16 protein-coding genes are annotated in these 26,816 nt (G+C 61.6%); 10 read left to right on the top strand and 6 right to left on the bottom strand.

Annotated features, from left to right (window positions below; all coding sequences use genetic code 11):
- Positions 1–1,900: 1,900 nt before the first annotated feature.
- Complete coding sequence (gene nfuA, locus ABEA58_RS05520; protein WP_345549599.1) at positions 1,901–2,503, bottom strand: Fe-S biogenesis protein NfuA; 603 nt, start codon at positions 2,501–2,503, stop codon at positions 1,901–1,903.
- A 421-nt stretch (positions 2,504–2,924) separates the two neighbouring features.
- Here nfuA and metH point away from each other — a divergent pair, with 421 nt between their 5' ends.
- The 5 genes from metH to asnS all read left to right on the top strand — a co-directional run bounded on the left by metH (position 2,925) and on the right by asnS (position 11,523).
- Positions 2,925–6,620, top strand: a complete 3,696-nt coding sequence (metH, locus tag ABEA58_RS05515) for a methionine synthase (RefSeq protein WP_345549598.1) — start codon at positions 2,925–2,927, stop codon at positions 6,618–6,620.
- Positions 6,621–6,747: 127 nt separating this feature from the next.
- A complete protein-coding gene (locus ABEA58_RS05510) occupies positions 6,748–7,035 on the top strand; it encodes a DUF2970 domain-containing protein (protein ID WP_345549596.1) in 288 nt (95 codons plus the stop codon).
- 547 nt (positions 7,036–7,582) lie between these two features.
- On the top strand, positions 7,583–9,244 hold the full coding sequence (locus tag ABEA58_RS05505) for a nitrite/sulfite reductase (protein ID WP_345549595.1): 1,662 nt from the start codon (positions 7,583–7,585) through the stop codon (positions 9,242–9,244).
- A complete protein-coding gene (locus ABEA58_RS05500; protein ID WP_345549593.1) occupies positions 9,228–9,785 on the top strand; it encodes a DUF934 domain-containing protein in 558 nt (185 codons plus the stop codon). Before ABEA58_RS05505 ends, ABEA58_RS05500 begins: the two co-directional genes overlap by 17 nt.
- 337 nt (positions 9,786–10,122) lie before the next feature.
- Positions 10,123–11,523, top strand: a complete 1,401-nt coding sequence (gene asnS / locus ABEA58_RS05495) for an asparagine--tRNA ligase (RefSeq protein ID WP_345549591.1) — start codon at positions 10,123–10,125, stop codon at positions 11,521–11,523.
- Between the two features lie 171 nt (positions 11,524–11,694).
- On the opposite strand, the gene ABEA58_RS05490 is transcribed toward asnS, so the two are convergent.
- On the bottom strand, positions 11,695–12,918 hold the full coding sequence (locus ABEA58_RS05490) for a CaiB/BaiF CoA transferase family protein (RefSeq protein WP_345549589.1): 1,224 nt from the start codon (positions 12,916–12,918) through the stop codon (positions 11,695–11,697).
- A gap of 255 nt (positions 12,919–13,173) precedes the next feature.
- On the opposite strand from ABEA58_RS05490, the gene ABEA58_RS05485 reads away from it, so the two are divergent.
- Complete coding sequence (locus tag ABEA58_RS05485) at positions 13,174–13,509, top strand: Mpo1-like protein (RefSeq protein WP_345549587.1); 336 nt, start codon at positions 13,174–13,176, stop codon at positions 13,507–13,509.
- Positions 13,510–13,562: 53 nt separating this feature from the next.
- On the opposite strand, the gene ABEA58_RS05480 is transcribed toward ABEA58_RS05485, so the two are convergent.
- Entirely contained in the window at positions 13,563–15,218 is a 1,656-nt protein-coding gene (locus ABEA58_RS05480) for a TyrR/PhhR family helix-turn-helix DNA-binding protein (RefSeq protein WP_345549585.1), read from the bottom strand.
- A gap of 186 nt (positions 15,219–15,404) precedes the next feature.
- Here ABEA58_RS05480 and phhA point away from each other — a divergent pair, with 186 nt between their 5' ends.
- The 4 genes from phhA to ABEA58_RS05460 all read left to right on the top strand — a co-directional run bounded on the left by phhA (position 15,405) and on the right by ABEA58_RS05460 (position 20,626).
- Positions 15,405–16,289, top strand: coding sequence for a phenylalanine 4-monooxygenase (gene phhA / locus ABEA58_RS05475; protein ID WP_345549583.1), 885 nt, complete (start codon positions 15,405–15,407; stop codon positions 16,287–16,289).
- Positions 16,290–16,782: 493 nt separating this feature from the next.
- Positions 16,783–17,277 carry an Lrp/AsnC family transcriptional regulator gene (locus ABEA58_RS05470; RefSeq protein WP_345549581.1) on the top strand — a complete coding sequence of 165 codons (495 nt, stop codon included), beginning with the start codon at positions 16,783–16,785 and terminating at the stop codon, positions 17,275–17,277.
- 375 nt (positions 17,278–17,652) lie between these two features.
- Complete coding sequence (locus tag ABEA58_RS05465; protein ID WP_345549579.1) at positions 17,653–19,308, top strand: aminotransferase class V-fold PLP-dependent enzyme; 1,656 nt, start codon at positions 17,653–17,655, stop codon at positions 19,306–19,308.
- A gap of 148 nt (positions 19,309–19,456) precedes the next feature.
- Entirely contained in the window at positions 19,457–20,626 is a 1,170-nt protein-coding gene (locus ABEA58_RS05460) for a cation:proton antiporter domain-containing protein (protein WP_345549577.1), read from the top strand.
- A 13-nt stretch (positions 20,627–20,639) separates the two neighbouring features.
- Here ABEA58_RS05460 and ABEA58_RS05455 read toward each other — a convergent pair whose 3' ends face one another.
- From ABEA58_RS05455 to ABEA58_RS05445, 3 genes are read right to left on the bottom strand one after another with little or no spacing between them, the layout of a single operon-like run.
- Entirely contained in the window at positions 20,640–23,786 is a 3,147-nt protein-coding gene (locus tag ABEA58_RS05455; protein ID WP_345549574.1) for an efflux RND transporter permease subunit, read from the bottom strand.
- Positions 23,783–25,084 (bottom strand): efflux RND transporter periplasmic adaptor subunit, encoded by a 1,302-nt coding sequence (locus ABEA58_RS05450; RefSeq protein ID WP_345549573.1) that lies wholly within the window; start codon positions 25,082–25,084, stop codon positions 23,783–23,785. Before ABEA58_RS05450 ends, ABEA58_RS05455 begins: the two co-directional genes overlap by 4 nt.
- A complete protein-coding gene (locus ABEA58_RS05445) occupies positions 25,084–26,526 on the bottom strand; it encodes an efflux transporter outer membrane subunit (protein WP_345549571.1) in 1,443 nt (480 codons plus the stop codon). Before ABEA58_RS05445 ends, ABEA58_RS05450 begins: the two co-directional genes overlap by 1 nt.
- Positions 26,527–26,816: the final 290 nt, after the last annotated feature.

Raw genomic sequence — 26,816 nt, 5'->3', positions numbered from 1 at the left:
GAACACGCCAGGAACGAAACTGCTTGGATGTTCTGTACCAATTCTGCCAGATACCGGACGCTAAACCAGTGCGAATAATTACACCCAGTCACTGAAAATAATTTTTACCGACCGGCAACATAACGCCTTGGTAAGGGGCAGACAACGTGTGGAGCGTTTGTGACAAAATGGCGCAAGCCATTCACAAACGAACCGCACTTTGGCTGTCCCGCGCAGGTGGCGATAGCCACCGGAGTGAACTTCACCAACTTGTTATGTTTTGATTAGCACAATTGCTATGGCAAATATAACAACCACGAATACAAGGTATTTTAGGCCGCTGCCTTGCGATTCACTACCGCCTCCGCCAACCGGAGGAAAACGATCATTATAATCAGGGTGCGATTCGATTAACGACTTCGCTTCGGACAAACTTAGATTGTATTTAGCCCGAACTAACTTAATCGCGTTTATATGCTTCCTAGACCTGATCGCCTCGACAATATCTTTATCGGACTCTTCACATAACTCCATTTCAACTCCTAACTAACCTACTTGGGAAACATAACGCCGCTAGCAGGGGCAGCCGAAGCGCAGCGTAGGCTGTCCAGCCCAGCCATCGGCTGGGCGAACCTGCCTGGCTTGGTTATGGCTGACGCACTCAGGACCAACTACTGGCACTTTGCCAGCCACGGATTGGCTGGCCACCCCCTGATATTACGAGGGAAGAATACCGAACCTCCCCCACCAAATTATTAACTTATTGGCACTCAACGATACTGCAGTGGACTAGCCAGCTCTACCCAACGAGAGCGAATGCTCTAGGAGCGAAACTGCTTCAGGCCGGAATGGCCAAGCTGCTCATTGCTGGACGCTAAACCAGTGCAACAAATTACCCGCGGGCATCGACAATAATTTTTACCGACCGGCAACATAACGCCGCTAGCAGGGGCAGCCGAAGCGCAGCGTAGGCTGTCCAGCCCAGCCACCGGCTGGGCGATCCTGCCTAGCTTGGTTATGGCTGACGCGCTCTAGCCCAACAACTAGCGCTTTGCCAGCCACAGATTGGCTGGCCAGCGCCCAATGTTACGAGGGAAGAATACCGAACTTCCCCCACCAAATTATTTACTTAATGGCACCCCACGATACTGCAATGGACTAGCCATCTCTACCGAACCGGAGAGAACGCTCTAGGAACGAAACTGCTTTAATCCGGAACTGCAAGCTGCTCAGTGCTGGATGCTAAATCAGTGCAAAATATTACACGATGGCACTAACAACAATCTTTACCGCCCGGTAACATAACATTTGTATCGTAGTCGTCAGGACTGATATCCCCTCGACGCATATCTCAAAATAGATTTCCCGCCAGAATGCTCTGAAAGCCCCGGCTGGTCAAGGCTTCAGCCAATTACACCGCATTACGCCATTTGGGATATCGGTCGTTGCGACTGCTATCCCCGATAAGTGGATATACCTGTAACCCCATGATTTACATACCATATTCTTGTGATTACAGAGCTGCGCCAAGATCACAGTCGTGATGACTGGTTTGCCAGGGCGCTATCAGTCACTTTTTTCAAACTGCGCCAATAACCAGCAATTTTATTTGGCTGGAGGAACTGGCCCACATGAGGGTTTCTATTAAGGTCTGCGTCTGGGTTTAAGGGCCGACAAGCATCGGGAAGCACGGCGGACACTTTTGCGTGGAAGATACTTGCTATGCGAAAGACGATGCCGGGGGGGGGGGGTAATTTCTGGCGAGCGGGTGATGGCAGACGGTCTGTTTGCCAGCAGGCGCCTGTGCCTATGCTGGTTGGATGGCTGGATAGATGCATGCCGAGCTTTGTGCCGCTCGGCAAAGCCTCTCTTTTTATCAGCTTTGCGAGCGGCAAGGACTTGGCAGGCGGCGCTGCTGTAATCAGTAGTACGCCTGGGACTTATCCGAATGGTCGGTGATGTCCTTCACCCCGGCCACTTCGGGCACCATCTCTTTGAGGGTTTTCTCGACGCCTTCTTTCAGCGTCATGTCCACCATGCCGCAGCCCTGGCAGCCGCCGCCGAATTTGAGGATTGCATAGTTGTCCTCGGTGAATTCCACCAAGCTCACCTGGCCACCGTGGGCGGCGAGCCCGGGGTTGACTTCGTTGTAGAGGACGTAGTTGATGCGATCCTCGATGGGGCTGTCATCGTTGATCTTGGGGGCGCGGGAGTTGGGGGCGCGGATGGTCAGCTGGCCGCCCATCTTGTCGGAAGCGTAATCGACCCGCGCTTCGTCCAGATAGGGCACGGAGCGGCCCTCGAAGTAGGCTTTAAGGCCGTTCAACTCCAGCATCACATCGTCTTCCTGCTCTTCGCCGGGGCGGCAGTAGGCGATGCAGGTCTCGGCGTTCGGGGTACCGGGGCTGGAGACAAACATGCGAATGGCGATGCCTTCGCAATCCTGCTTTTCCAATAGTTCCTTCAGGTACTCCTGCGCCGACTCTGTAATGGTGACGTTCAGTTCGGAAGACTGCTCAGACATATCGCTTCTCAAATAACCGAGTTACTTTGTCGGGTATTCTACTCCGACTCGTGGACAAGTGAAACCATCCCACCCGCCTTACTGCATCAGATACTGGCGCAGCGGCCGCACAGCGCAGCTGCCACAGGACGCACCTGCCGCACGTCCGCCGCCCCGGGCGCCTGCATGAGAGTGTCGATACCCACGCAGGGCCAGGCAAAAGCCTTTTCGTGATGGGGCGCTTATTGGGACACGATTCACGGGAAACCAACTGATGCAAATGAGTATCGCCGTTTTTCGCCGCTATGCAGTGAATATTGTGGCGATTATTCCTGCCCCCCACGGACGCGCCGCAGAATGATAAGATAGCCGCCTTTTCGATCTGACGAATCGAATCCGACAAGTCCATAGAGTCACCGTAATAAAGGCCAAGGAATCGCACATGTCCCAGCAGTCCCGCAGTGAACGCATCCAGCAGCTTCACGCCGCCCTCGCCGATCGTATTCTGATTCTGGACGGCGCCATGGGCACCATGATCCAGCGGGAGAAGCTGCAGGAGGCGGATTTTCGCGGCGACCGTTTTGGCGACCACCCGGATGACCTGAAGGGCAACAACGACCTGCTCAGCATCACCCAGCCGGAGCTGATCGAGCGCCTGCACCGGGAATACCTGGATGCCGGTGCAGACATCATTGAGACCAATACCTTCAACTCCACCCGGCTGTCGCAGGCGGATTACGACCTCGAAGATCTGGTGCCGGAACTGAACCGTGCCGCCGCCGAAGTGGCGCGGCGCGCCGCAGACGCGGCTTCCACGCCAGAGAAGCCGCGCTGGGTGGCGGGAGTGGTTGGCCCCACTTCGCGCACCGCCAGTATCTCCCCGGATGTGAACGACCCGGGCGCCCGTAACGTCACCTTCCAGCAGCTGGTGGACAACTATATCGAGGCCGGACGGGCGCTGATTGAAGGCGGTTGCGATTTGATCATGATCGAAACCATCTTCGATACGCTGAATGCCAAGGCCGCCATCTACGGTCTGCAGCAGCTGTTTGAGGAGCTGGGCTTCGAGCTGCCGATCATGATTTCCGGCACCATCACCGACGCCTCCGGCCGTACCCTTTCCGGCCAGACCACCGAGGCTTTCTACTACTCCGTGGCCCACGCCAAGCCCCTGAGCGTCGGCCTCAACTGCGCCCTCGGCGCCACGGAGCTGCGCCCGTATGTGGAGGCGCTTTCCGGCGTCTGCGCAGAATATGTCTCGGCACACCCCAACGCCGGCCTGCCGAACGAGTTTGGCGAGTACGACGAGACCCCGGAAGAAACAGCGGCCATCGTGGCGGAGTTTGCCCGCAGCGGCTTCATCAATATTCTCGGCGGCTGCTGTGGCACCACGCCTGAGCATATCGCCGCCATTGCCCGCGCGGTTGCCGATGTTGCGCCGCGGCAGAAGCCAAAGCTGAAGCCGGCGCTGCGCCTTTCCGGCCTTGAACCCTTTGTGGCCGATGAGAACGCCCTCTTCGTCAATGTGGGCGAACGCTGCAACGTCACCGGCTCCGCCCGCTTCAAGCGCCTGATTCTGGAGGAGGACTACGACACCGCGCTGGAAGTGGCCGCCCAGCAGGTGGAAGACGGCGCCCAGGTGATCGACTTCAACATGGACGAGGCGATGCTGGATTCCGTCGCCGCCATGCGCCGCTTCCTCAACCTCGCAGCCACCGAACCCGACATCGCCAAAGTGCCGTTTATGGTGGACTCCTCCAAGTGGGAGGTGATCGAGGCCGGGCTGCAGTGCATCCAGGGCAAGCCCATCGTCAACTCCATCAGCCTCAAGGAGGGCGAGGAGGATTTCCTCGACAAGGCGCGCCTGTGCCTGCGCTACGGCGCGGCGGTGGTGGTGATGGCCTTTGATGAACACGGCCAGGCGGACACCTTCGCCCGCAAGCGGGAAATCTGCGAGCGCAGCTACCGCATCCTGGTGGATCAGGTCGGCTTCAACCCCAGCGATATTATTTTCGACCCGAATATCTTCGCCGTCGCCACCGGTATCGACGAGCACAACAACTACGCGGTGGACTTTATCGACGCCGCCCGCTGGATTCGCCAGAACCTGCCCGGCGCCCAGGTCAGCGGCGGCGTCTCCAACGTGTCTTTCTCCTTCCGCGGCAACGACCCGGTGCGCGAGGCCATCCACTCGGTATTCCTGTACCACGCCATCAAGGCCGGCCTGAATATGGGTATCGTCAACGCCGGCCAGCTGGCGGTGTACGACGACCTGCCGGATGAGCTGCGCGAGCGGGTTGAGGATGTGATCCTGAACAAACGCGCGGACGGCACCGAGCGGCTGCTGGAAATCGCCGACAAATATCGCGGCGACGGTGGCGGCCAGGCGCGCAAGGAGGATCTCGGCTGGCGCGAGTGGCCGGTGAACAAGCGTCTGGAACACGCGCTGGTCAAGGGCATTACCAGCTATATCGAAGAGGATACGGAACAGGCCCGCCAAGAATCCTCGCGTCCGCTCGACGTGATCGAAGGCCCGCTGATGGACGGCATGAACGTGGTCGGCGACCTGTTCGGCGAGGGCAAGATGTTCCTGCCGCAGGTGGTCAAATCCGCCCGCGTGATGAAACAGGCGGTGGCCTATCTGCAGCCCTATATCGAGGCCGCCAAAACCGCCGACAGCAAGCCCAATGGCCGCATTCTGATGGCGACCGTCAAGGGCGACGTGCATGACATCGGCAAAAACATTGTCGGCGTGGTGCTGGCCTGTAACAACTTCGAGGTGATCGATCTGGGGGTCATGGTGCCCGCGGATAAAATCCTGCAGACCGCCAGAGAGCGCAACTGCGACATTATCGGCCTGTCCGGGCTGATCACCCCGTCGCTGGACGAGATGGTCCATGTGGCGGCGGAGATGGAGCGCCAGGGCTTCGATATTCCGCTGCTGATCGGCGGCGCCACCACCTCCAAAGCGCATACCGCGGTGAAGATCGACCCGGAGTACCGGCGCAATCAGGTGGTGTATGTGCCCGATGCCTCCCGCGCCGTGGGCGTGGCTAGCAGCCTGCTGTCCGACACCCAGCGCCCCGCCTTCGTTGCCGGCGTGCAGGAGGAGTACGAGAAGGTCCGCCACCGCACCGCCAACCGCAAGCGCAACGACAAGCAGCTGAGCTATGAGGAGGCTCTGGCCGCAGCACCGGCCTTCGACTGGGGCAGCTACCAGCCACAGATTCCGCGCCGGCCCGGCATCACTGTGCTCGAGGATTTCCCACTGGAGAAGCTGGTGGACACCATCGACTGGACCCCCTTCTTTATCTCCTGGGATCTGGCCGGCAAGTATCCCGCCATCCTCACCGATGAGGTGGTTGGCGAAGCGGCCACCGACCTGTTCAAAAACGCGCAGCTGATGCTGCAGGAAATCATCGACAAGAAGCTGCTGCGCGCCCGCGCCGTCATCGGCCTGTGGCCGGCCAACAGCGAGGGCGACGACATCGTCGTTTACAGCGACGAGAGTCGCGAGGAAGAGCTGGCGCGCCTGCACCAGATGCGCCAGCAGGTGCAAAAACTCGGCGGTGACGGCCAGTGCCGCTCGCTGGCGGACTTTGTCGCCCCCGCCGATTCCGGTGTCGGCGACTATGTGGGCGGTTTTGCCGTGACCACCGGCATCGGCGCGGATGAACTGGCGGCGCACTATGAAGCGGCCCACGACGACTACAGTGCCATCATGGTGAAGGCGCTGGCCGACCGGCTGGCGGAGTCCTTCGCCGAATATCTGCACCGGCAGGTTCGCACCGACTACTGGGGCTATGTGCCCGACGAAACGCTTTCCAACGACGAGCTGATCCGGGAAAAATACCAGGGCATCCGCCCTGCCCCCGGCTACCCCGCCTGCCCCGACCACACGGAGAAGGGCACGCTGTTCAAACTGCTGGGGGCCGAGGAAAATGCGGGCATGCAGCTGACCTCCCACTTCGCCATGACGCCGGCGGCCTCCGTCAGCGGCTGGTACTTTGCCCACCCCGAGGCCAAGTACTTCAATGTGGGCAAAATCGGCCGCGACCAGCTGGAAAGCCTGGCCCAGCGCAAGGGCATGGAGGTCGACGAGCTGGCCCGCTGGCTGCGCCCGAACCTGGAGGATTGAGCGGGGCTCTCCAGCAGCTCCGCTCCTTTCGGGCAGCGGAGTTGCTGCCGGGACGGACCAACAACCCGATAAAGGCAAGGACCACCCGCGATGGCATGATGCCGTCGGGAGCGCAAGGATCGCGAACATGGACAACCCCGAACAGCTATCCCCAGAACAGCCAAGCCCAGAACAGCCTGGCTCCGAACAGCCAGAGGGCAATCAGCCAAATGAGCGCCGTCCGCGCTTTACCCAGGTGCTGTTGAGCACCCTGGCGGCGGCGATCGGGGTGCAGAGCGACAAAAATCGCCAACGGGACTTCGCCAGCGGCAGCATCAAAACCTATGTGATGGCGGGGGTTCTCTTTACCGCGGTGTTCGTGCTGACACTGCTTGTTGTGGTGCGAATAGTGCTTGAGAAGTTGGGCCAGGGTTAGTGCCCCTCGGCAGCGCCAGGGCACGCGGGGAGCAAAACCGGGGAGCAAAACCGGGGAACTAATAACGGGAACTAATAACGGGGACTAATAACAGGGAAAGTAAGGCTGGCTGGCAAGTGAGCCGCCCGGGACAGCGTGGCTCCGGGCACAAAAAGGAGTGACGTAAGTTACTGGCTGGCGACCCAGAAAACGCAGGTGGCGACGAAAATGGCCACCAGGGCCACGGCGGCAACAGCGTCTGCCGCGTTATCACTGTCTGTGGATACAACTACTTTCTCATTCATCGAAGTGCTCCGATTGCTGATCATTCTTATGTTATGTAGTTGGCCGTTTGCGAACGGTCAATCCAGTAGAGCAAATCCCCACAACCCCCGCAAGCCACAGGTGCCACTGCGCAGTCAACATATAACTATTAGTTTCTAACTTAGCAAAAAATATTGTTATTTAATGCATAAGCCCGCTGGTATGTTAGGCGCCACTGGAGAATCCGCAGCGCTTTTCGCCCGCCCCGCGGACCTACAAAAAAAGGCAATGGAATCAAGCTGTTATGTATCGATATGACGACCGGGACCACACCATTATCAGTGAGCGTGTGGCCCAGTTCCGCGACCAGACCGCCCGCTATCTGGCTGGCGAACTGAGCGAGGAGGAATTTCTACCGCTGCGCCTGCAAAACGGCCTCTATATTCAGCGCCTTGCCCCCATGCTGCGGGTCGCGATCCCCTACGGCCTGGTCAACAGCGCCCAGCTGCGCCGACTGGCCCGTATCAGCCGCGACTACGACAAGGGCTACGCCCACTTCACCACCCGCCAGAACCTGCAGTTCAACTGGCCCCAGCTCGAGGATGTGCCCGCCATCCTCGCCGAGCTGGCGGAAGTGGAAATGCACGCGGTACAGACCAGTGGCAACTGCATCCGCAATACCACCTCCGACCCCTATGCCGGTGTCGCGCGGGACGAAATCGTCGACCCGCGCCCCTACTGTGAGCTGATCCGCCAGTGGTCCACCTTTCACCCGGAATTCGCCTTCCTGCCGCGCAAGTTCAAGATTGCCGTCAACGGCGCGCAGGCCGATCGCGCCGCGATCCGCGTGCACGATATCGGCGTGCAGATTGTCGAGCGTGACGGCCAGATCGGTTTTGCCGTCTATGTGGGCGGCGGACAGGGCCGCACCCCGGTGATCGCCGAGCTGATCCGCGAATTCCTGCCGGAGCAGGACCTCCTGTCCTATCTGGAAGCCATCGTGCGCGTGTACAACCAGCTGGGACGGCGCGACAACAAATACAAGGCGCGGATCAAGATTCTGGTCAAAGCCCTGGGGACGGAAGAGTTCGCCGCGCGCGTGGAGCGCGAGTGGGAGCAGATTAAGGATGGGGTCGACCGCTTGACTCCTGAAGCTCTGGCCTGGGCCAAATCCTTCTTTACCGAACCGCAATACCGGGAGCTGGACGGAGCCGCCAGCGACGCGGCCCTGGATGCCGAGGCAGCCGCCGACAAGGCCTTCGCCCGCTGGCTGGAGCGCAACACCTTCCCGCACCGCAAGCCGGGGTATCGGGCCGTGAAGCTCTCCACCAAACCCACCGGGGTTCCCCCGGGCGATGTCACCGACCGCCAGCTGGAAGCCATTGCCGATCTGGCCGACCAGTTCAGCTTTGGCGAGGCGCGCATCACCCACGACCAGAACGCGGTGCTGGCCGACGTGCAGCAGTCAGACCTGAAGGCACTGTGGCAGGCGGCGCGCAAGCACGGCTTCGCCACGCCCAATATCGGCACACTGACCGATATGATCTGCTGCCCCGGCGGAGATTACTGCTCCCTGGCCAACGCCAAATCCATTCCGGTGGCCGAGGCAATCCAGCGCCGTTTCGACGACATGGATTACCTCTATGACCTCGGCGATCTGAACCTGAACATCTCCGGCTGCATGAACGCCTGCGGTCACCACCATGTCGGCCACATCGGCATTCTCGGGGTCGACAAGAAGGGCGAGGAGTTTTACCAGATCCAGCTAGGCGGCAGTTCCTCGGAAAACGCCAGCCTGGCCAAGGTGCTTGGACCCAGCTTCTCGCGGGAGGAGGTCCCCGAGGTGATCGGCAAAATCCTCAGCGTTTATGTGGAGCAGCGCCACTCCGACGAGCTGTTCCTCGACACCTATAACCGTATCGGCCTGCAGCCGTTTAAGGAAACCGTCTATGCCAAAGCCAGCTAAGACCCCGGGACCGCAGCCGGAAAACCCCGAACAGCTGCTCATTGAAGCCGAGGTGACCCTCAATCAATGGCGCCTTCTGCCCAATGACGAGGCCACTGCCGAGCTGACCGCCGCCGCCCTGCCCGGTGGCAATATCATCCTGCCGCTGGCGCGCTGGCAGGAACTGCGCGATGAGCTCGCCAGCCGCCGCGACGAGATCGGTGTGTGGCTGGAAAGCGATGAAAGCGCCGAACTGCTTGGCGAAGCTGCCAAAGAGCTGCCACTGATCGCCGTGCACTTCCCCGCCTTTGGCGACGGCCGCGGTTTTACCACCGGCCGCCTGCTGCGCGAGCGCTTTGGTTTCAGCGGCGAGCTGCGCGCCGTCGGCAACTTTATGCGGGACCAGCTCAGTTACCTGCGCCGCTGTGGCTTCAATGCCTTTGCCTACCAGGGCAGCCAGCCGCTGGAAGAGCTGGCCAAGTCCCTGCAGGACTTCAGCGACAGCTACCAGGCCGCCACGGACCAGCCGGAGCCCCTGTTCCGGCGCCGGGCGCTGGCCTGACGCCGGCGATCCGGCCCCAGCCCGGGGCCGGATCAACCTTCCTTCCAGTACCGACGAGACAACCCCGATAAAGACACTTCCGACTGGCTCCCTCCTCACCTTCTTGACTCTCGCCGCTCCTCTCCACTTCCCCCTCTTATTCTCCCTTCGTCACCTACCATCACTTCCCCTCACCTTGCCGCTCCGTCCGCACTACCTTGCCCCAGCTCCAGCCGCGACCTCCCCGGCCTCGGGCTGGATTTCCGCAGTTCAAAACGTCAAGATGCGCGCCGTCATTCACCGTGGGCGGCTTGCGTATAAACTAAGCGAACCGCCCTGAAGTCAGTAAGTGAGAACCATGCAAGCTGAATCCGTAGATTCCCTGTTGAAATCCTCCGGCCGCGAGGGCACCACAGCCCGCGTACAGGGCTGGATCCGCACCCGCCGCGACTCCAAGGCCGGCGTGTCTTTTCTGGCCGTGCACGACGGCAGCGGCTTCGACCCCATCCAGGTGGTGGTGGAGTCCAAGCTCGGCAACTACGAAACCGAGGTGCTGCGCCTGACCACCGGCTGTGCGGTGGATATCGTCGGCAGCCTGAAGGCGTCGGAGGGCAAGGGACAGGCTATCGAACTGCTGGCCGAAGAGGTGCACGTGGTGGGCTGGGTGGAAGACCCGGACACCTACCCCATGTCCCCCAAGCGCCACACCATGGAACACCTGCGGGAACACGCCCACCTGCGCCCGCGCACCAACGTCAGTGGCGCGGTGGCCCGAGTGCGCAACTGCATTGCCCAGGCGATTCACCACTTCTTCCATGAAAACGGTTTCCTCTACGTGCACACGCCCATCATCACCGCCTCGGACTGCGAGGGCGCCGGTGAGATGTTCCGGGTCAGCACCCTGGATCTGGAAAACCTGCCGCGCACCGACAAGGGCGGGATCGACTTCGGCCGCGATTTCTTCGGCGAAGAAACTTTCCTGACCGTATCCGGCCAGCTGAATGTGGAGAGTTACTGCCTGGCGCTGTCCAAGGTTTACACCTTTGGCCCCACCTTCCGCGCCGAGAATTCCAACACAACCCGGCATCTGGCGGAATTCTGGATGGTGGAACCGGAAATCGCCTTCGCAGACCTGGCGGATGTGGCCGATCTTTCGGAGAAAATGCTCAAGTATGTGTTCAAGGCCGTACTGGCGGAGCGCCCGGACGATATGGCTTTCTTTGCCCAGCGCATCGACAAGGACGCCATCAGCCGCCTCGAGAACATCATCGACAACGACTTCGCGCGCATCAACTATTCCGATGCCATCGAGATTCTTGAGAAGTGCAAGGAGAAGTTCGAGTTTCCGGTTGCCTGGGGGATCGATCTGGCCTCCGAGCACGAGCGCTACCTGGCCGAGAAGCACTTCAAGAAGCCAGTCATCGTGATGAACTATCCCAAGGACATCAAAGCTTTCTATATGCGCATGAACGACGACGGCAAGACCGTGGCGGCGATGGACGTGCTGGCGCCGGGCATCGGTGAGATTATCGGCGGTTCCCAGCGGGAAGAGCGACTGGACAAGCTGGACGGGCGCATGGACGAGATGGGTATTCCCAAGGAGCACCTGGACTGGTACCGGGACCTGCGCCGTTATGGCACTGTGCCCCATGCCGGCTTTGGCCTCGGCTTCGACCGTATCGTTTCCTATGTCACCGGCATGGGCAATATCCGCGACGTAATCCCCTTCCCGCGCACACCCAAAAACGTGGCGTTCTAACCCAGCTACAAGGCAGCGGGCCGCCCTGCGGCGCCGCTGCCGGTTTGCGGCTGGTTATCTAAGTCTGCACCAGGCTCTTTGGTGCAGCCCACTCAGGCTCAGGCTGCCCCCACAGGCCGTTGGCCCCTTCACCCCATCAGCGTTGATGTGATTCGACCTCACGGGCTGTCGTTAGACGACGCCGGCGTCGCGCAGCGCAGCAATTTCCTCGGCGGACTTGCCCAGGGTTTCCCGCAGGACCGCCTCGGTATGTTCACCCAGTACCGGCGGTCCCTGCTCGTATTCCAGCGGCGATTCGGAAAACAGCGCCGGGTTGCGCACGGTGCGCACCTTGCCTGCAAGCGGGTGTTGCTGCTCGATCACCATGCCCCGCGCCTGCACCTGCGGGTCCGCGAATACCTGTTCGAGGTCGTTAATGGGGCCACAGGGCACGTGCGCGTCACTGAGCTTGTCCAGCCACCAGGCTGACCCCTGCTGGCGGGTGGCGGATTCGATCAGCGGCATCAGCTGTTCCCGCGCCATGACCCGCGCGGAATTGGTGGCGTAGGCTGGCTCCTGCGGCAACTCATTGAGACCGGCGATGGCGCAGAAGCGCTTGAACTGCTCGTCATTCCCCACCGCCAGCATGAAGTAACCGTCTTTCGAGGGCACCGCCTGATAGGGCACGATATTGGGGTGGCCGGTTCCCTGGCGCTGGGGGCTTTTGCCGGAGGTCAGATAGTTCTGCGCCTGGTTGGCGAGCCAGGCCACCTGGGTATCCAGCAGCGCCAGATCGATAGACTGGCCAACGCCAGTCCGTTCACGATGCACCACCGCCGCCAGCACCGAGGAGACCGCGTACATGCCGGTCATCAGATCCGCCACCGCCACACCGACTTTCTGCGGCCCCGCCCCGGGCTGGCCCTCCGGCACCCCGGTGACACTCATCAGGCCGCCCATGCCCTGGATCATGGCATCGTAACCGGCGCGGTTGCGATAGGGGCCAGTCTGACCGAAGCCGGTGATAGAGCAGTAGATAATGCGCGGGTTGATGGCCTTAATGGACGGGTAATCGAGGCCATATTTGGCCAGCCCGCCCACCTTGTAGTTTTCCAGCAGAATGTCGCACTCCCGCGCCAGCGAGCGGATCAGCTCCTGCCCCGCCGGTTGGGTGATGTCCACGGTGATCGACTTCTTGCCCCGGTTGGCGCTCAGATAATAGGCCGCATCCGGTGTATCGGCGCCCTCGGCATCCTTCAGGTAGGGGGGGCCCCAATGGCGGGTATCGTCACCCTTTAGGGGCCGCTCCACCTTGATGACTTCGGCACCGAAGTCGGCAAACACCTGCCCCGCCCAGGGGCCAGCGAGAATGCGGCTGAGATCCAGTACTTTCAGATGGGCAAGGGGGCCAGACATACAATCCTCTCGGTTTGGCGCTTATATCATTTTGACGGGAGCCTACCAGATTCGGGCCGCGCCTGTTCACACTTTACGCTTTTCACCACACACTGTGGCCAACACCGCAGTGCCGCCATGTCGAGCGGCTCCGCTTCAACCGGGTTGGAGGCGGCTGGCATTGGTCGTAAACTGAAAGCGGGCCGGATGAGAAGACCGATAAAGACGAATAACAACACACATAAAAGCACAAATAAAAACAACAGGAGCATCACAGTGACGGCGACCAGTGAAACCAGCGAATCGAATAAGAAGCAATTTACCTCCTTCCGTGAGTTCTACCCCTTTTACCTGAACGAGCACAGCAACCTCACCTGCCGCCGGCTGCATTTTGTTGGTACGGCACTGGTGCTGGCACTGGTGATCACCGCCATCATCAGCGGCAACCTGCTGTGGCTGGCGGCGGTGCCGGTGGCCGGATACGGTTTTGCCTGGGTCGGGCACTTCTTTTTCGAACACAACCGGCCCGCCACCTTCAAAAATCCCTTTTACAGCCTGTGGGGGGATTTCGTCATGTTCAAGGATATGCTGATCGGGCGCATCGAGCGCTGATAGCGCTCTGACCGCTGTCCCGACAGCCGGGCAACCGCAACCGGGCAAAAACACTATTGCCCGGTTTTCCCCGCGAGGCCGTGACTGCGCAGCTTGTTCGCCACCGCCGTATGGGAAAGCCCCAGGCGCGCCCCCAACTCCCGGGTGCTGGGGTAACTCTGCCGCAGTTCCAGCAAAAGCTCCCTCTCCACCCGCTGCATTATCTCCCGGTAGGTCATGCCCGAGCCCCAATCCCGCCAGGGAGCGAGGGATACGGGGGCCAGGCCCGGCAGGTCTTGCGGCTGCAGCAGCTTTACATGGTTTTCCTCCTCCCCCGCTTCCCCTACTCTTTCCCCTGTTCTTTCCCCTGCTCTTTCCGCCCCCCTCGACAGTGCCCGGTTCTCTGCATTGGCGTCCCCTTGTCGGCGGCGCCAGCGGCCGACAGCCGCCGACAGATGATCCTTCAGCTCCGTGAAATTTCCCGGCCAGTCATGCCCCATAAGCTGGCTCAGGCAAGGACTGGAAAGCCCCTCGGGCGCTGAGCCCATTTCCCGCAACACAACATTGGCGAATCGCGGCAGCGCATCCCGCAGCAGGCGCAGTGGCGGCAGATGCAAGGTGAGCGAGGAAAAGCACTGCGCCAATCCGGGGGGCAATGCACGGACATCCCTGCAGGTGCCGACCAGGCGCAACTCTGGTGAGAATCGCCTTGAATACAGCTGCAGCAGGCGCAACAGCTGAGTCGTATCGCTTTCGTTCAGCCCATGCAGATCATCGAGAATCAGAGTGCCGCATGGCGGCAGGCTCTCAGCCGTGGGAATGCGGCCGGGCGCGCAACGCCAGTGTACACAGCGCCCAGCGGCCGCCAGCGGTGACAGGTGATGCACCGCCCGGGAAAAAGTCGTTTTGCCCGTTCCGGCCTCGCCGCTGATCAGAAGCGGGGTCTGCAGCGCCGACATTTCCTGCAGCTGCAGGCAGGTCTCACGGCGCCTGCCGAAATCCCACAGAATCGGCAGCTCCGCGATGGGGTCGATACCCTCAATGCCACCTCGGCCATGGCTACCATCAGCGGTATCACTGTGAGCATTGCCAGAGTCCCTGGTGAGGGTGACCACCGCGCCCGCCAGGGAGGCCACCGTTTGCGCGCCCGCCTCGATTTCCAGGGGTACAGGTTTGGAGGGCGGCCTGGCATTTGCTTTTGCCGCGCGCGTTCGCTCTGGAATGGGGGTGGGTATCGGTACCCATTCCAGCTGGAAAGCGCGGCCGCGAAGGGTGACCGGAATGCCGTAGCGTGGCGCGGTCAGGTCCCGCAGCAGTTCCTGCAGCGGCAGCCCGGGCAGGAAGCGCTGCAACTGCAGCCCAGCCATATGCTCCAGACTGACCGCAAAGGCCCGCGCCGCAGCCAGGTTCGCCGCCACTACACGGCCAGCACTGTCCACCGACAATACCGGCTCAGCCACATGCCGTAACAGGGTATCCAGTTCAAAGTGCCGCCGCTCCGAAGGCATCAGGGCGATCCGCCGGACCTGCCGGATACCCGCCACGCGCCCCAGAGCCTTTTCGATGGCGCGGTACTGGGTCTGCAGCAGCCCGGGAACCCACAGGTACACCTTGTCGCCACTGTCCCCGCCGAGCTCACCGGAAACCACGTTCACCCGGTATTCGAAGAAAATACCCATAATTTCCTCCAGGATGCCGACTCGATTGGCACAGGTTATTTCGACTCTCACAACGCACCCGTAAACTTTTGTTTACAGAAAGTGTAGCCGCAGCCCCCCTACCCGTACTGACCACGCCAGACAGCCCTACCGCACCGGTGTGTTAGCGCCTATGAATGATGTTTACCGGATCGGCAGGCTTGAGGGCACCCGAATTCGCGCGAAGCGGGTCTGAAGTGGGATTAAAGGAGCGGCGCAATGACAAACACTACGGCCACAGCCAAAACAACAACAACGACAAACGATGGCAGTAGCGACCGGGGCAGCGGCAACGAAAAACCCGCTGGCAACAAAACAACCGGCAGCCACTACAAAGCCCGGGAGCCGGATGCGAGGGGGGTCATTCATTACTCCGAGCTGGAGCATTCCACCTGGCGGCGGCTGATTGAACGCCAGCGCCAAATCGTGCCGGGCCGTGCCTGCGAGGAATACCTGCAGGGGCTGGCAATGCTGGACCTGCCCACTGACCGCATTCCACAGCTGCATGAGATCAGCAGTGTGTTGCGCCGGGAGACCGGCTGGGAAGTCGCCCGGGTTCCAGCCCTGATCGACTTCGAGACTTTCTTTGGCCTGTTAGCGGAGCGGAAATTTCCGGTAGCCACCTTTATCCGCTCACCGGAGGAGTTCGACTACCTGCGCGAGCCGGATATTTTTCACGAGATTTTCGGCCACTGCGCGATGCTCACTAATCCCGCGTTCGCAAATTTTACCCAGCGCTACGGCCAGTTGGGTCTCAGCGCCTCTGCCAAAGAGCGCGCCTATCTCGCCCGCCTGTACTGGTTTACGGTGGAATTTGGCCTTGTCCACACTGCGCAGGGGCTGCGCATCTACGGTGGCGGCATTCTGTCTTCGCCAAAGGAAACCCTCACCGCACTGGGCGACGAGCCACAGCGGCTGCAATTCCATGTACTGGATGCCCTGCGCACCCCGTACCGCATCGATATTGTGCAACCGATTTACTATGTGCTGGACGACCTGCAGCAGCTGCAGACACTCACCGAGATAGACCTGATGGCCCAGGTCCAGCAGGCCATCGCCCTGGGCCTGTTCCCGCCCCGCTTTCCGCCAAAGGACACCGCCTAGGAATAGCCCCGCCTGAGGGATACTCCCGCCGGAGCCCCCAGCAGAGTTCTCCCAGGCTTGCCACCCGGCTGCTCTCCGGCTCCTCTCTAGCTCCTCTCCGCCTACTCTCCGCCTACTCTCCGCCTACTCTCCGCCTACTCTCCGCCTACTCTCCGCCTACTCTCCGCCTACTCTCCGGCTCCCCTCCAGCTGCTCTCCAGCTGCTCTCCAGCTGCTCTCCAGCCCGATTTCGGCCCACCCCAACCCGTTCCAACACCACCAATGCTCACCCGATCCGGGCCGCAATGAGCTAGCCAAGGCGGCGGAAAATTCAACTACCATCCCGGCATTTTGAAGACTATCGTTACGGCATCTACTGGCGCCTGAGTCAACCGATCTCCGGTAACCGGTTTGGAGCGCCCAGTATGAAATCTGCCCAGGTATTTTTTACCAAAGGCGATCGTAAAAATATCATCAGGAGACTTGATCTCCGCATTTATCGAGACTTATTAGAATGATTTCCTCACTTGATGCGATTGACAGACAACTCCTTGCCATATTGCAAGCAGATGTTAGCCTCTCTATCGAGGAACTGGCCGAGCGCGTGGGTCTGACCAAGACTCCCTGCTGGCGGCGGGTACAGAAGCTGGAGAAAAGCGGCATCATTCGCCGCAAGGTGGCGCTACTGAACGCGGAAATTCTGGGGCTGCCGGTCTCGGTCTTCGCGCAGGTCAAAACCGACCAGCACACCGCCGAATGGGCCGACAGCTTTGCGGCGCATATCGCCAGCCTGCCGGAAGTTGTCGACTGCTACCGCATGGCCGGAGATTACGATTACCTGTTGCGCATTGTGGTGAGCGATATTTCGGCCTATGACCGCTTCTACAAAGAGCTGATCCGTCAGATTGGCATCAGCGATATCGTATCCAATTTCGCCATGGAGCAGATCAAAAGCACCACCGAGCTGCCAATCCCGCCGGGAGACAAGGAAAAAAATAAGAAAACCTAAAACAGGGCTGAAATGCGGTGTGCGGTGTGCGGTGTGCGGTGTGCGGTGTGCGGTGTGCGGTGTGCGGTGTGCGGTGTGCGGTGTGCGGTGTGCGGTGTGCGGGAAGATATGAGCGGTGTGAGAGAAGAAATGAATATCAGGAGATATAGCGCTAACTGAGCCCGGCAATAGACCAACAATCATGACCGCAACAAAACAAAAACCATAAACAGAAACAGCGCTCTGCGCCTGGGAAAATCCAAGCGCGGACGCGAGTAAAAATATCCGGCACATTCAGCACATTTGCAGTGACGCTGAACATAAACCGCGACAACTGCCTGCTCCTCTAATCCGTGACCAGCAGGGCCCCAGGCCATGTCGCACGCCGGAGGATCAATGACCCCAGTCCAGCTTGAGGTAACCATGGACAACTGTGACGCTCTTCTGGCCCGCATTCGAGATGCCGTCATCGGCGAGCGCATGCCCCTGACCACGCCTTTTGGAACCCGCCCTCTTATCTACGCGGATTACACCGCTTCCGGTCGCGGGTTGCAGTTTATCGAGGACACCATTCGCAATCAGGTACTGCCCTGGTACGCCAACACCCATACCGAGACCTCCGCCACTGGGCGCCAGACCAGCGCCTTTCGCGAGCAGGCCCGCAATGCGGTGCGCCGCTCTGTGCATGCGGACGACGGGCATGCGGTGATTTTCTGCGGCTCGGGGGCCACAGCCGCCATCAATCGACTGGTGGACAGTCTGGGGCTGCGCAAACCTCCCAGGGCAACCGATGACAGCGACACGCCGGAACTGCCCGAGCACCTGCGCCCGGTGGTTTTTATCGGCCCCTACGAACATCACTCCAATGACCTGCCCTGGCGCGAATCCCTCGCGCAAGTGGTGACCATTCCGCAGAGCCCCGCGGGCGGTGTGGATCTGCAGGCGCTGGAGAACGCACTGATTCGATACCGCGAGCGGCCCCTGAAAATCGGCAGTTTTTCCGCCGCATCCAACGTCACCGGCATTCGCACCGACGTAGCCGCGGTGACTGCGCTGCTGCACCGTCACGGTGCCCTGTCTTTCTGGGATTACGCGGCCGCCGGCCCCTACGTGCCGATCAATGCCACCGGCAACGGCGGCGACACCCGTATCGATGCGCTGTTTATCTCGCCGCACAAGTTTGTCGGCGGGCCGGGCACCCCCGGATTGCTGGTGGTCGACCGCAAGCTGCTGCCCGCGAACCAGCCGGCGGTACCCGGCGGCGGCACCGTGTCCTGGGTCGGGCCGGAAAAGCACACCTACCTGCCGCCGGGAGAGCGCCGCGAAGAAGCCGGGACACCGGCGATCGTGGAGTCTGTGCGCGCGGGGCTGGTGTTCCAGCTCAAAGACCTGGTGGGAGCCGAAGAGATAGAGCGGCGCGAGGCCACCTGGCTGGAGCGGGCTTTCCGGCACTGGCGAGACAACCCCAATATCGACATCCTTGGCGGCACAGAGGCCGAGCGGGTCAGCATTGTCTCCCTGCATATTCTCCGTGAAGGCAAGCCCCTGCACCACGGATTTGTGGTGGCGCTGCTCAATGACCTGTTCGGTATCCAGGTGCGCGGCGGCTGCTCCTGTGCCGGCCCCTATGGCCACGCCCTCCTGCACCTGACAGCGGCGCAGAGTGAGGCGCTCGAGCAGGTGGTTGCCGAGGGCGAAAGCCTGCTCAAGCCGGGCTGGGTGCGTCTGAACTTCAATTATTTCCTCGACATCGAGACGGTGGACTATCTCATCGAGGCCATTGCCCTGATCGCCGACAGTGGCTATCGGCTGCTGCCCTATTACCAGTACGACGCGGAGGCGGGGGTCTGGCGCTATCAGGGCCAGCGGGGGCAGGCACCGCTGCACCTCTCGGTGGAAGACGACCCGGCGCCGGCGCCACAGCGGGTCGATGCGCCTCTGGCAAACTTCCTGCAAGAAGCCAGAGACATTCTCGCCGCGCCAAAGGGTGTGGTCTGTGCGCAACCGATTCTGTCCCCCCGGGCGGAGGACCTGCGCTGGTTTAACCTCTGATGATCCCGCGGCAGTCGCGGTGGATATGGGATATTCAGCAGCGCAGCCATTAGGACTGCCGCGACTGCGGTAATAGTTTCAGCCGCGGCAGCAACTATGGATAATGCAACAAAGCCGTAAAACGCAGAACGCAAAACAAGGACGTGCAGTGGCGGAAACCTCCCTCTTTCAATCTTTCTTCCTGATTTTCAGCGGCGCGGCGCTTCTGGCCACGCTGGCGCTCTACGGGCGGCAGCCGCTGCTGGTGGCCTATATTGCCCTCGGTGTGCTGCTCGGCCCGTCGGTGTTCGGGGTGGTGAACAATGTGCAGCTGCTCGCCGATATGTCCACGGTGGGCATTATCTTCCTGCTGTTCCTGCTGGGGCTGGATATGCAGCCGCAGGCGCTGATGTCGGTCATCCGCAAAGCCACTTTTGTCGGCATTGTCAGCTGCGCGATTTTTCTCGGCCTCGGTTACAGTCTGGGTCAGCTGTTCGGCTTTACCACGGTCGAATCCCTGGTGATCGGAATGGCGATGATGTTCTCCAGCACCATCATCGGCATCAAGCTGCTCCCCACGACGGTGCTGCATCACAAGCACCTCGGTGAACTGATGGTGGGGCTGTTGCTGTTTCAGGATTTTGTCGCCATCGCCTGCCTGATGATCCTGCTGAGCGGCAGCAGCGGCCAGGTGAATTTCGCCCAGCTGGGACTCTCCTTCGCCGCCCTGCCGATGCTGGTGCTGGTGGCCTGGCTTGCGGTGAAATATATCCTGCTGCCCCTGTTCAGCCGCTTCGACCGCTTCCACGAATATGTCTTTCTGCTGGCGCTCGGCTGGTGTCTGGGCCTGGCGGAACTGGCGGAAATTTTCGGCCTGTCGCGGGAAATCGGCGCTTTCATCGCCGGGATCTCGCTGGCCACCAGCCCCATTTCCCAGTACATCGCCCTCAGCCTGAAGCCCCTGCGGGACTTTTTCCTGATCCTGTTCTTTTTCAGTATCGGCGCCCAGTTCAAGCTGTCGATGCTGCCGGAAATCGCTGTGCCGGCACTGGTCACCGCCGCGGCCGTGCTGACAATCAAGCCGCTGGTGTTCCGCCTGCTGCTCGGCAACCAGAGTGAGCAGAAAGTCCTTTCCTGGGACCTCGGTTTCCGGCTCGGCCAGATCAGCGAGTTCTCCCTGCTGATCGCCTTCCTCGCCACCAGCCAGCAGCTGATCGGCAGCGGCGCCTCGCACCTGATTCAAGCAACAGCGATCCTCACCTTCCTGGTGTCGTCCTATATCGTGGTGATGAATTTCCCCAACCCCATCGCCATCAAGGACGCATTGCGGCGGGACTGATACTGCAGGGGCTTTAACTCTCGGCGAGAGCGGCGCGGCCGCGAAGACCGAAGAACAGCGGAATATCGCGGGCGAACATCAGGTACAGGCAGGGAACCAGCAGCAGGGAGATGGTGGTCGCGGCGAGAATGCCGTAGCCGAGGGAAATGGCCATGGGAATCAGAAACCGCGCCTGTACCGAGGTTTCGAAGATCATCGGCATCAGCCCGCAGAAGGTGGTTACGGTAGTGAGAATAATCGGCCGGAAGCGCCGCGCCGCCGCCTGTTTGATCGCCTCGGTCACTTCCACCCCCTGCTCCCGCAGGCGATTGCCATACTCGATCATCACCAGGGTATCGTTGATCACCACACCGGCCAGAGCCACTATGCCCAACAGGCTGACCATGCTCAGCCCGTAACCCATGATCAGGTGCCCCAGCACCGCGCCGATGATGCCAAAGGGGATGGCCACCATTACCGTCAGCGGCTGTATGTAGCTTTTGAGCGGAATCGCCAGCAAGAGATACAGCACCGCCATGGTCAGGCCAAACGTCAGCCCCAGTGCCGCCAGCCCCTGCCGTTCCTCCGCCTGTCGCCCTTCATAGGAAATACTCAGCCCAGCGTACTCCGCTTTTAGTTGCGGCACGATGCTCCGCTCCAGTTCATTGATCACCAGCGCCGCCTGGTCCGCCGGCTCGACATTGGCGGTGACTGTCATCACCCGCCGTCCTTCGCGGCGGCTGATACCCGCATAGGCCCGGCCCGGCTCAATCACCACCAGATCCGGTAGTGGCAGCCAGATATTTCCCGGCGCCTGGATCATGATGCTGGAGATATCATCGCGGGAGCCGCGCTGGGCTTCCGGCAGGCGCACCATGACGTTAACCTCGTCCCGTCCGCGCTGCTGCCGCAGGGCCTCGGCGCCGTATATCGAGGCGCGCAGCTGCCGGCCAATTTCCTCGGCGGTCAGGCCGAGGCTCTCGGCGGTGTCGGTGAGGGTGAGATCCAGCTGCTGCTTGCCCAGGGAGATACCGGGGTCGATATCGCTCACACTGGGGAACCCCTCCAGCGCGGCGGCCAGCCGCTCGGCAACCTCTTCCAGCGTTCGGGTATCGGTGTGGCGCAACTCAACCGTGAGTGCCGGCCCCGCCCCCGGGCCGCCACGGTCGGCGGCGAAAGTGGAGCTGAGGGCACCGGGCAACGAGCCCACTTCACTGCGCCAGGCGCGGACAAATTCCCCGGTGGTAAAGGTGCGCTGGTCGCTCGGCACCAGATAGACATCCACCTGTACCGTGTTATCGCGAATCAGGCCGCGCACCCCGAGCAGAACATTCCCGCCCCCCAACTGCTCAAGCACCCGCTCGGCGGCGCCGGTAATCTGCGTGCGGGCACGCTCCAGCTGCTGCTCAGCGGTGCCCGCGGGAAAATTAACCTGCACCCGACCGGAGTCCCGCTCCACTCGCGGCAACAGGGTAAAACCCATGCGACCGCTGGCGGCATAGCCGCTGACCACCATCAGCACCGCCAGTGCCAGCGCGATAGTGGTGTAACGGTGGCGGATACACAGGTCCAGAAATGGTTTGAAGCGCCGCTCGACAAAACGATCCAGGCCGCGGGCGAGGATTTTCTGCCTGGCGGCCAATCTGCGGGTGCGGGGACTGCGATAATGGCGGCGCGAATACGCGAGATGCGCGGGCAGGATAAACAGTGCCTCCACCCAGGAAATCACAAACACCGACCCCACCACCAGGGGAATAATGCCGAAGATCTTGCCCATAAACCCGGGCAGATACATCAGCGGAATAAAGGCGACGATATTGGTCAGGATGGCAAAGGTAAGCGGCACCGCCACCTGGCGCGCGCCGGCAATGGCGGCTTCCAGATTGCTGTAACCGAGCCGCCGCCATTCATAGATATTTTCTCCTGCGATGATCGCATCATCCACCACGATTCCCAGCGCGATAATAAAGGCGAACATACTCACCATATTGATGGAAACATCCATCGCCGGCAGAAACAGCAGCGCGCCGAGAAAACTGGTGGGAATACCGAGGGTGACCCAGAATGCCAGCCGCAATTCCAGAAAGGCCCCCAGCAGCACAAACACAAGAAGCAGGCCGATAAAGCCGTTCTTCAAAAGCAGCGAAAGCCGCTCGCGGAAAATCTCCGAGTCGTCATCGCGGATACTGATCTCCACTCCGTCCGGCAGTGTGGGCCGCACCTCCGCCAGCACTTCCCGGGTCGCCTCGCTGACGCTCATGGGCGTCTGCCGCCCCACGCGAAAAACATCGATGCCCATCGCCGGCTGGCCGTTGAACTGCATATTGCGCGGTTCATCTACCAGGGCGTCGCGAACCCCGGCGATATCCCCCAGCCGCACGGTGCCGCCCCCTTCCGCCTGCACCACTACCAGCTCGCCGAACTCCTTGGCCCAGTCACGGCGCTCTGTGACCCGCACCAGCACCTCACCGGCTTCGGTTTTTACCGCGCCGGCCGGCACGTCCACGGCGGAGTCGCGAATCAGTTGCGCCACCTGCGGCAGCGACAAGCCATAGCGGCGCAGGTTCTCGCGGCTCATTTCCACCGCCACTTCAAAATCGCGCACGCCGTAGCTTTCCAGCGCGGTAATTTCGGGGTGGGCCTGCAGCTGCTCGTAGAGTTGCATGGTGATTGCGCGCAGCGCCTGCGGGTCCACATCGCCGTGCACCACCAGGTCGAGTACATCCCGCTGGTGGTCGGCGAGGCTCACCTGCGGCCGCTCGATGTCGTCGGGAAAAGTGCTGATACGGTCGATGGCCTGCTGAATATCCTGATAGACCTTGCCGCCATCGACGTCCTCATCCAGTTCCAGGGTCAGGGTGGCGGCTCCCTCGCTGGCCGTGCCGCGCATCTCACTGATGCCGGCGATGCCCTGCACCGCCTGCTCGATTGCCACCAGCACGCCGCGCTCCACCTCCTCGGGGCTGGCACCGGGATAGGAAACCTGCACGGTGACCATATCGAGACTGAAGTCAGGGAAGACCTCTTTCTTCACCTGACTGGCGGACACCAGCCCGCCGAGAATCAGCACCAGCATCAGCAGATTGGCGGTGACGTGGTTGTGCGCCATCCAGGCGATGGCTCCGCCGTGCAGCTTCACGGGCTCGCGGGCCTGTGGCCTTTGGCGCTCGCTGCCGCTCATTGCCGCACTCCCGCCGGTGGGGGTGTGGTGCCTTTGGTTTCGCCCTTGTTTATTTCCCCGGTGTGTTTACCTTCTTTAGCGGCTGCAGCCTCAGAGTCTTTAGCGCTGTCACCGCCTTTTCCACCCTCGCCTCCTCCCTCAGGTGCCTCGCGCTGGCGTACCCGCATGCCGTCGGTGACGGTGTTGAGACGGGTGGTGACCAGCGCCTCGCCGCCATTCAGCCCCGCCTCCAGCACCGCGTAATCGCCACTGAGATAGGCCAGCTCGACCGGCCGCACTTCGATGCGCCCGTCGCGCACAATCCATACCCGCCCACCGTCCTGCAGCGCGGTGAGGGGAATCCGCACACGATCGCGTTCGGGTGGGCTGACGATAACCACTCTGGCGAGGTCGTTCAGCAGCAGCCGGGGTTCGGACACCAGCTCCAGGGCAAGCGGGTCCTCAAGCTCCACCAGCACCCGCGCCAGCCGCCCCTGCTCTTCCAATACCGGAATCAGCCGTATCAGGCGGCCGCGACGATAACGGCCCTCGGGCCACTGGCTGCCGTGAATCCGCACCTCGGCCCCCTCGCGGCGCAGGCGCGACAACTGTACCGCGGGGATTTCCACCGCGATCTGGAATACGTCCGTTCCCGCCAGCCGATAGAGCACCGAACCCGGGCCGACCCGGTCACCGATATCCACACTGCGACTCACCAGCAGCGCATTCAGGGGCGAGCGGATTTCCGTCAGGCGTAGATCCCGCTCTGCCAGGCTCACCGCCACCTCGGCGGCAGCCACCCGCGCCTGGGCCATGGCCAACTGCGGTTCGCGCAATACCAGCGCCCTGTCCGCATCCGGCAGCGAGCGGCCGAGCAGTTCGTATTCCTCCTCCGCCACCTGTTGCTGCCCCAGTTCCTGCTGCAGTTCCGCGCGCCGTTCCGCCAGAGTGCTGCCGGCGGTGCGCAGGGCCAGCTGGTAGGGCTCGGGGTCGATTTTTGCCAGCAGACGCCCGGCGGGCACCGTCGAGCCCTGATCCAGCTCATAGTCGAGCCACTCCACACTGCCCTGCACCTGCGGCTCCAGATCGACGGTTTCCCGCGCGCGCACAAGCCCGAGCGCCTCCACGGTCACCGGGTACTGGCCGCGCTCGGCGGTAGCCACCTCAACTAAAGGCGCGGGAGGCGGGCCTGCGGTGCGAGACATGCTGGGCTTTTCCCGCAGCAGCCAGCTGGCGATAAAAGCCGCCGCCACCAGCAGGCCGATGGGCAGCACAAAATTCCAGTTGAAACGGCTGATGCGCTTGCGCCAGTTGGACATCAGCCGCCCTCCTGCCGGTAGCGCTTAAGCTCCACGGGTTGCGCCTGCGGCAGGTCCTCGCCGGGGACGCCACCGGAGAGGGCCCGGTAGAGCAAAACCCGGTTTTCAATCAGCTCGCGCTGGGCGCTCAGCATTTGTCGCTCCAGGCTCTGCTGCTCGTTGGTGGCGGTCAGCACATTGAGGAAATCCACCGCACCGCGGCTGTATGCGCGCCGCTGGCGCACCACCAAAAGGTCGGAGATCCGCGCGCGCTCCCGCAGGAATTGCAGCCGCTGCCGCACTGCCTGCTCCTGTATCAGAGCCTGCTCCACCTCCGACAGGGCGGCCAGCACCACGCTGCGCAACTGCGCCCAGCGCTCCTGCTCCAGCGCCTGCTGGCGCTGTTTGTCCGCGGACAGCCGGCCGCCATCGAAAATCACCCCCTCGGCGGCGGCCGCCAGGGTCAGCAGCCAGTCCCGGGTGATATCGCTGATGGAGGGGCCGCCGCCACTGTAGAGGCCGGAAAGGCTGATGACCGGCAGCCGCTCCGCCCAGGCCTGTTCGGCAAGATAGTAGCCCTGCAGCAGGTTGCGCTGGGCTTCCAGCACGTCCGGCCGCCGCAGCAAGAGATTGGCGGGCACCCCGGTATCCGGTAGAGCGGGCAGCGGCGGCAAACCGGTTTTGGGGGCCAGCTGCGCTTCCAGCTCGCCGGCGGTGGTCCCGCATAGCGTGGCCAACTGGACTTTGAGTGCCCGGATGTTGAAGGCGGTAGCGGCCAGTTCCTGCTGGGACTGTTCCACCAGCTGGCGCTGCTGCAAAACATCCGCCGCAGCGCTGATACCGCCGCCAAAACGCAGCTCCAGGACCCGCAGCGTGGTGCGGTTGATATCCAGCTGCTGCTGCAGAAGATCCCGCTGCCCCCACTGCTCGCGCAGTTGCAGCCAGGTGCTGGCAACTTCCGAGGCCAGGCTGAGCGCGGCCACCTGCAGGGCCTCTTCGCTGGCGAGACGCGCCGCCTCCGCGGCACTGGCCCCCGCCCTGACACGGCCCCACAGGTCGATTTCATAAGTGGCCGCCAGCCGCCCGTTCCAGCTGCCGCCCTCGTTTTCGCCGCCGGAGAAATCGAAATCGCTGCGCTCGGAGCGGCGCTGATCACTGTGCTCCAGTGCCCCGCTCAGCTGCGGCCAGAAGCCGGATCTGGCGCCGCGGGCCACTGCGGCTGCCTGCTCCAGCCGCCACAGTGCCGCGCGCAGGTCCGGGCTGTCGCGCAAAGCCAGCTGCACCAGCAGGTCCATTTGCCGATCGCGGAAGCTGTGCCACCAGCGCTGATCTGGAGTCGCAGTCCCCGATTCGCCAAACCTTTCCGGCAGGCCCAGCGCTGCCTGCGGCAAACCGGCGGGCAGCGGCACCGCACAGGCCGACAGTAACGGCAGAACAATGAGCAGAATGCGCAAAGCAGACAAAAACACCACCTGGCTGATTGACTCAATGGGCTAAAAACGCTTTTCAAGTATCGGGCAGCAGCTGGACGCCTCAGGAAAATAAACGCCCGTTTATAGTCAGCAGAGAAGGTCGCTTAGCGCCAAAAGGGGAGTGCCCTTCCGTGCTGACTTGGGTATCATAGCCACCGCCGGAAAATAGTGATCACAAATTCAGAGCGATCACTCATCCGCCACGTTGCCCCGCACCCTGCCAATCAGGCCAGCCCTGTGGCTTCGCGAAGCAACGGATTACCATGCAAATCCCGGGTGCT

The sequence above is a fragment of the Microbulbifer aestuariivivens genome (assembly GCF_039545115.1).
GTDB lineage: Bacteria > Pseudomonadota > Gammaproteobacteria > Pseudomonadales > Cellvibrionaceae > Microbulbifer > Microbulbifer aestuariivivens.
The sequence above is the reverse complement of the archived record's forward strand: the minus strand, read 5'-3'. Positions and strand labels throughout refer to the sequence as shown.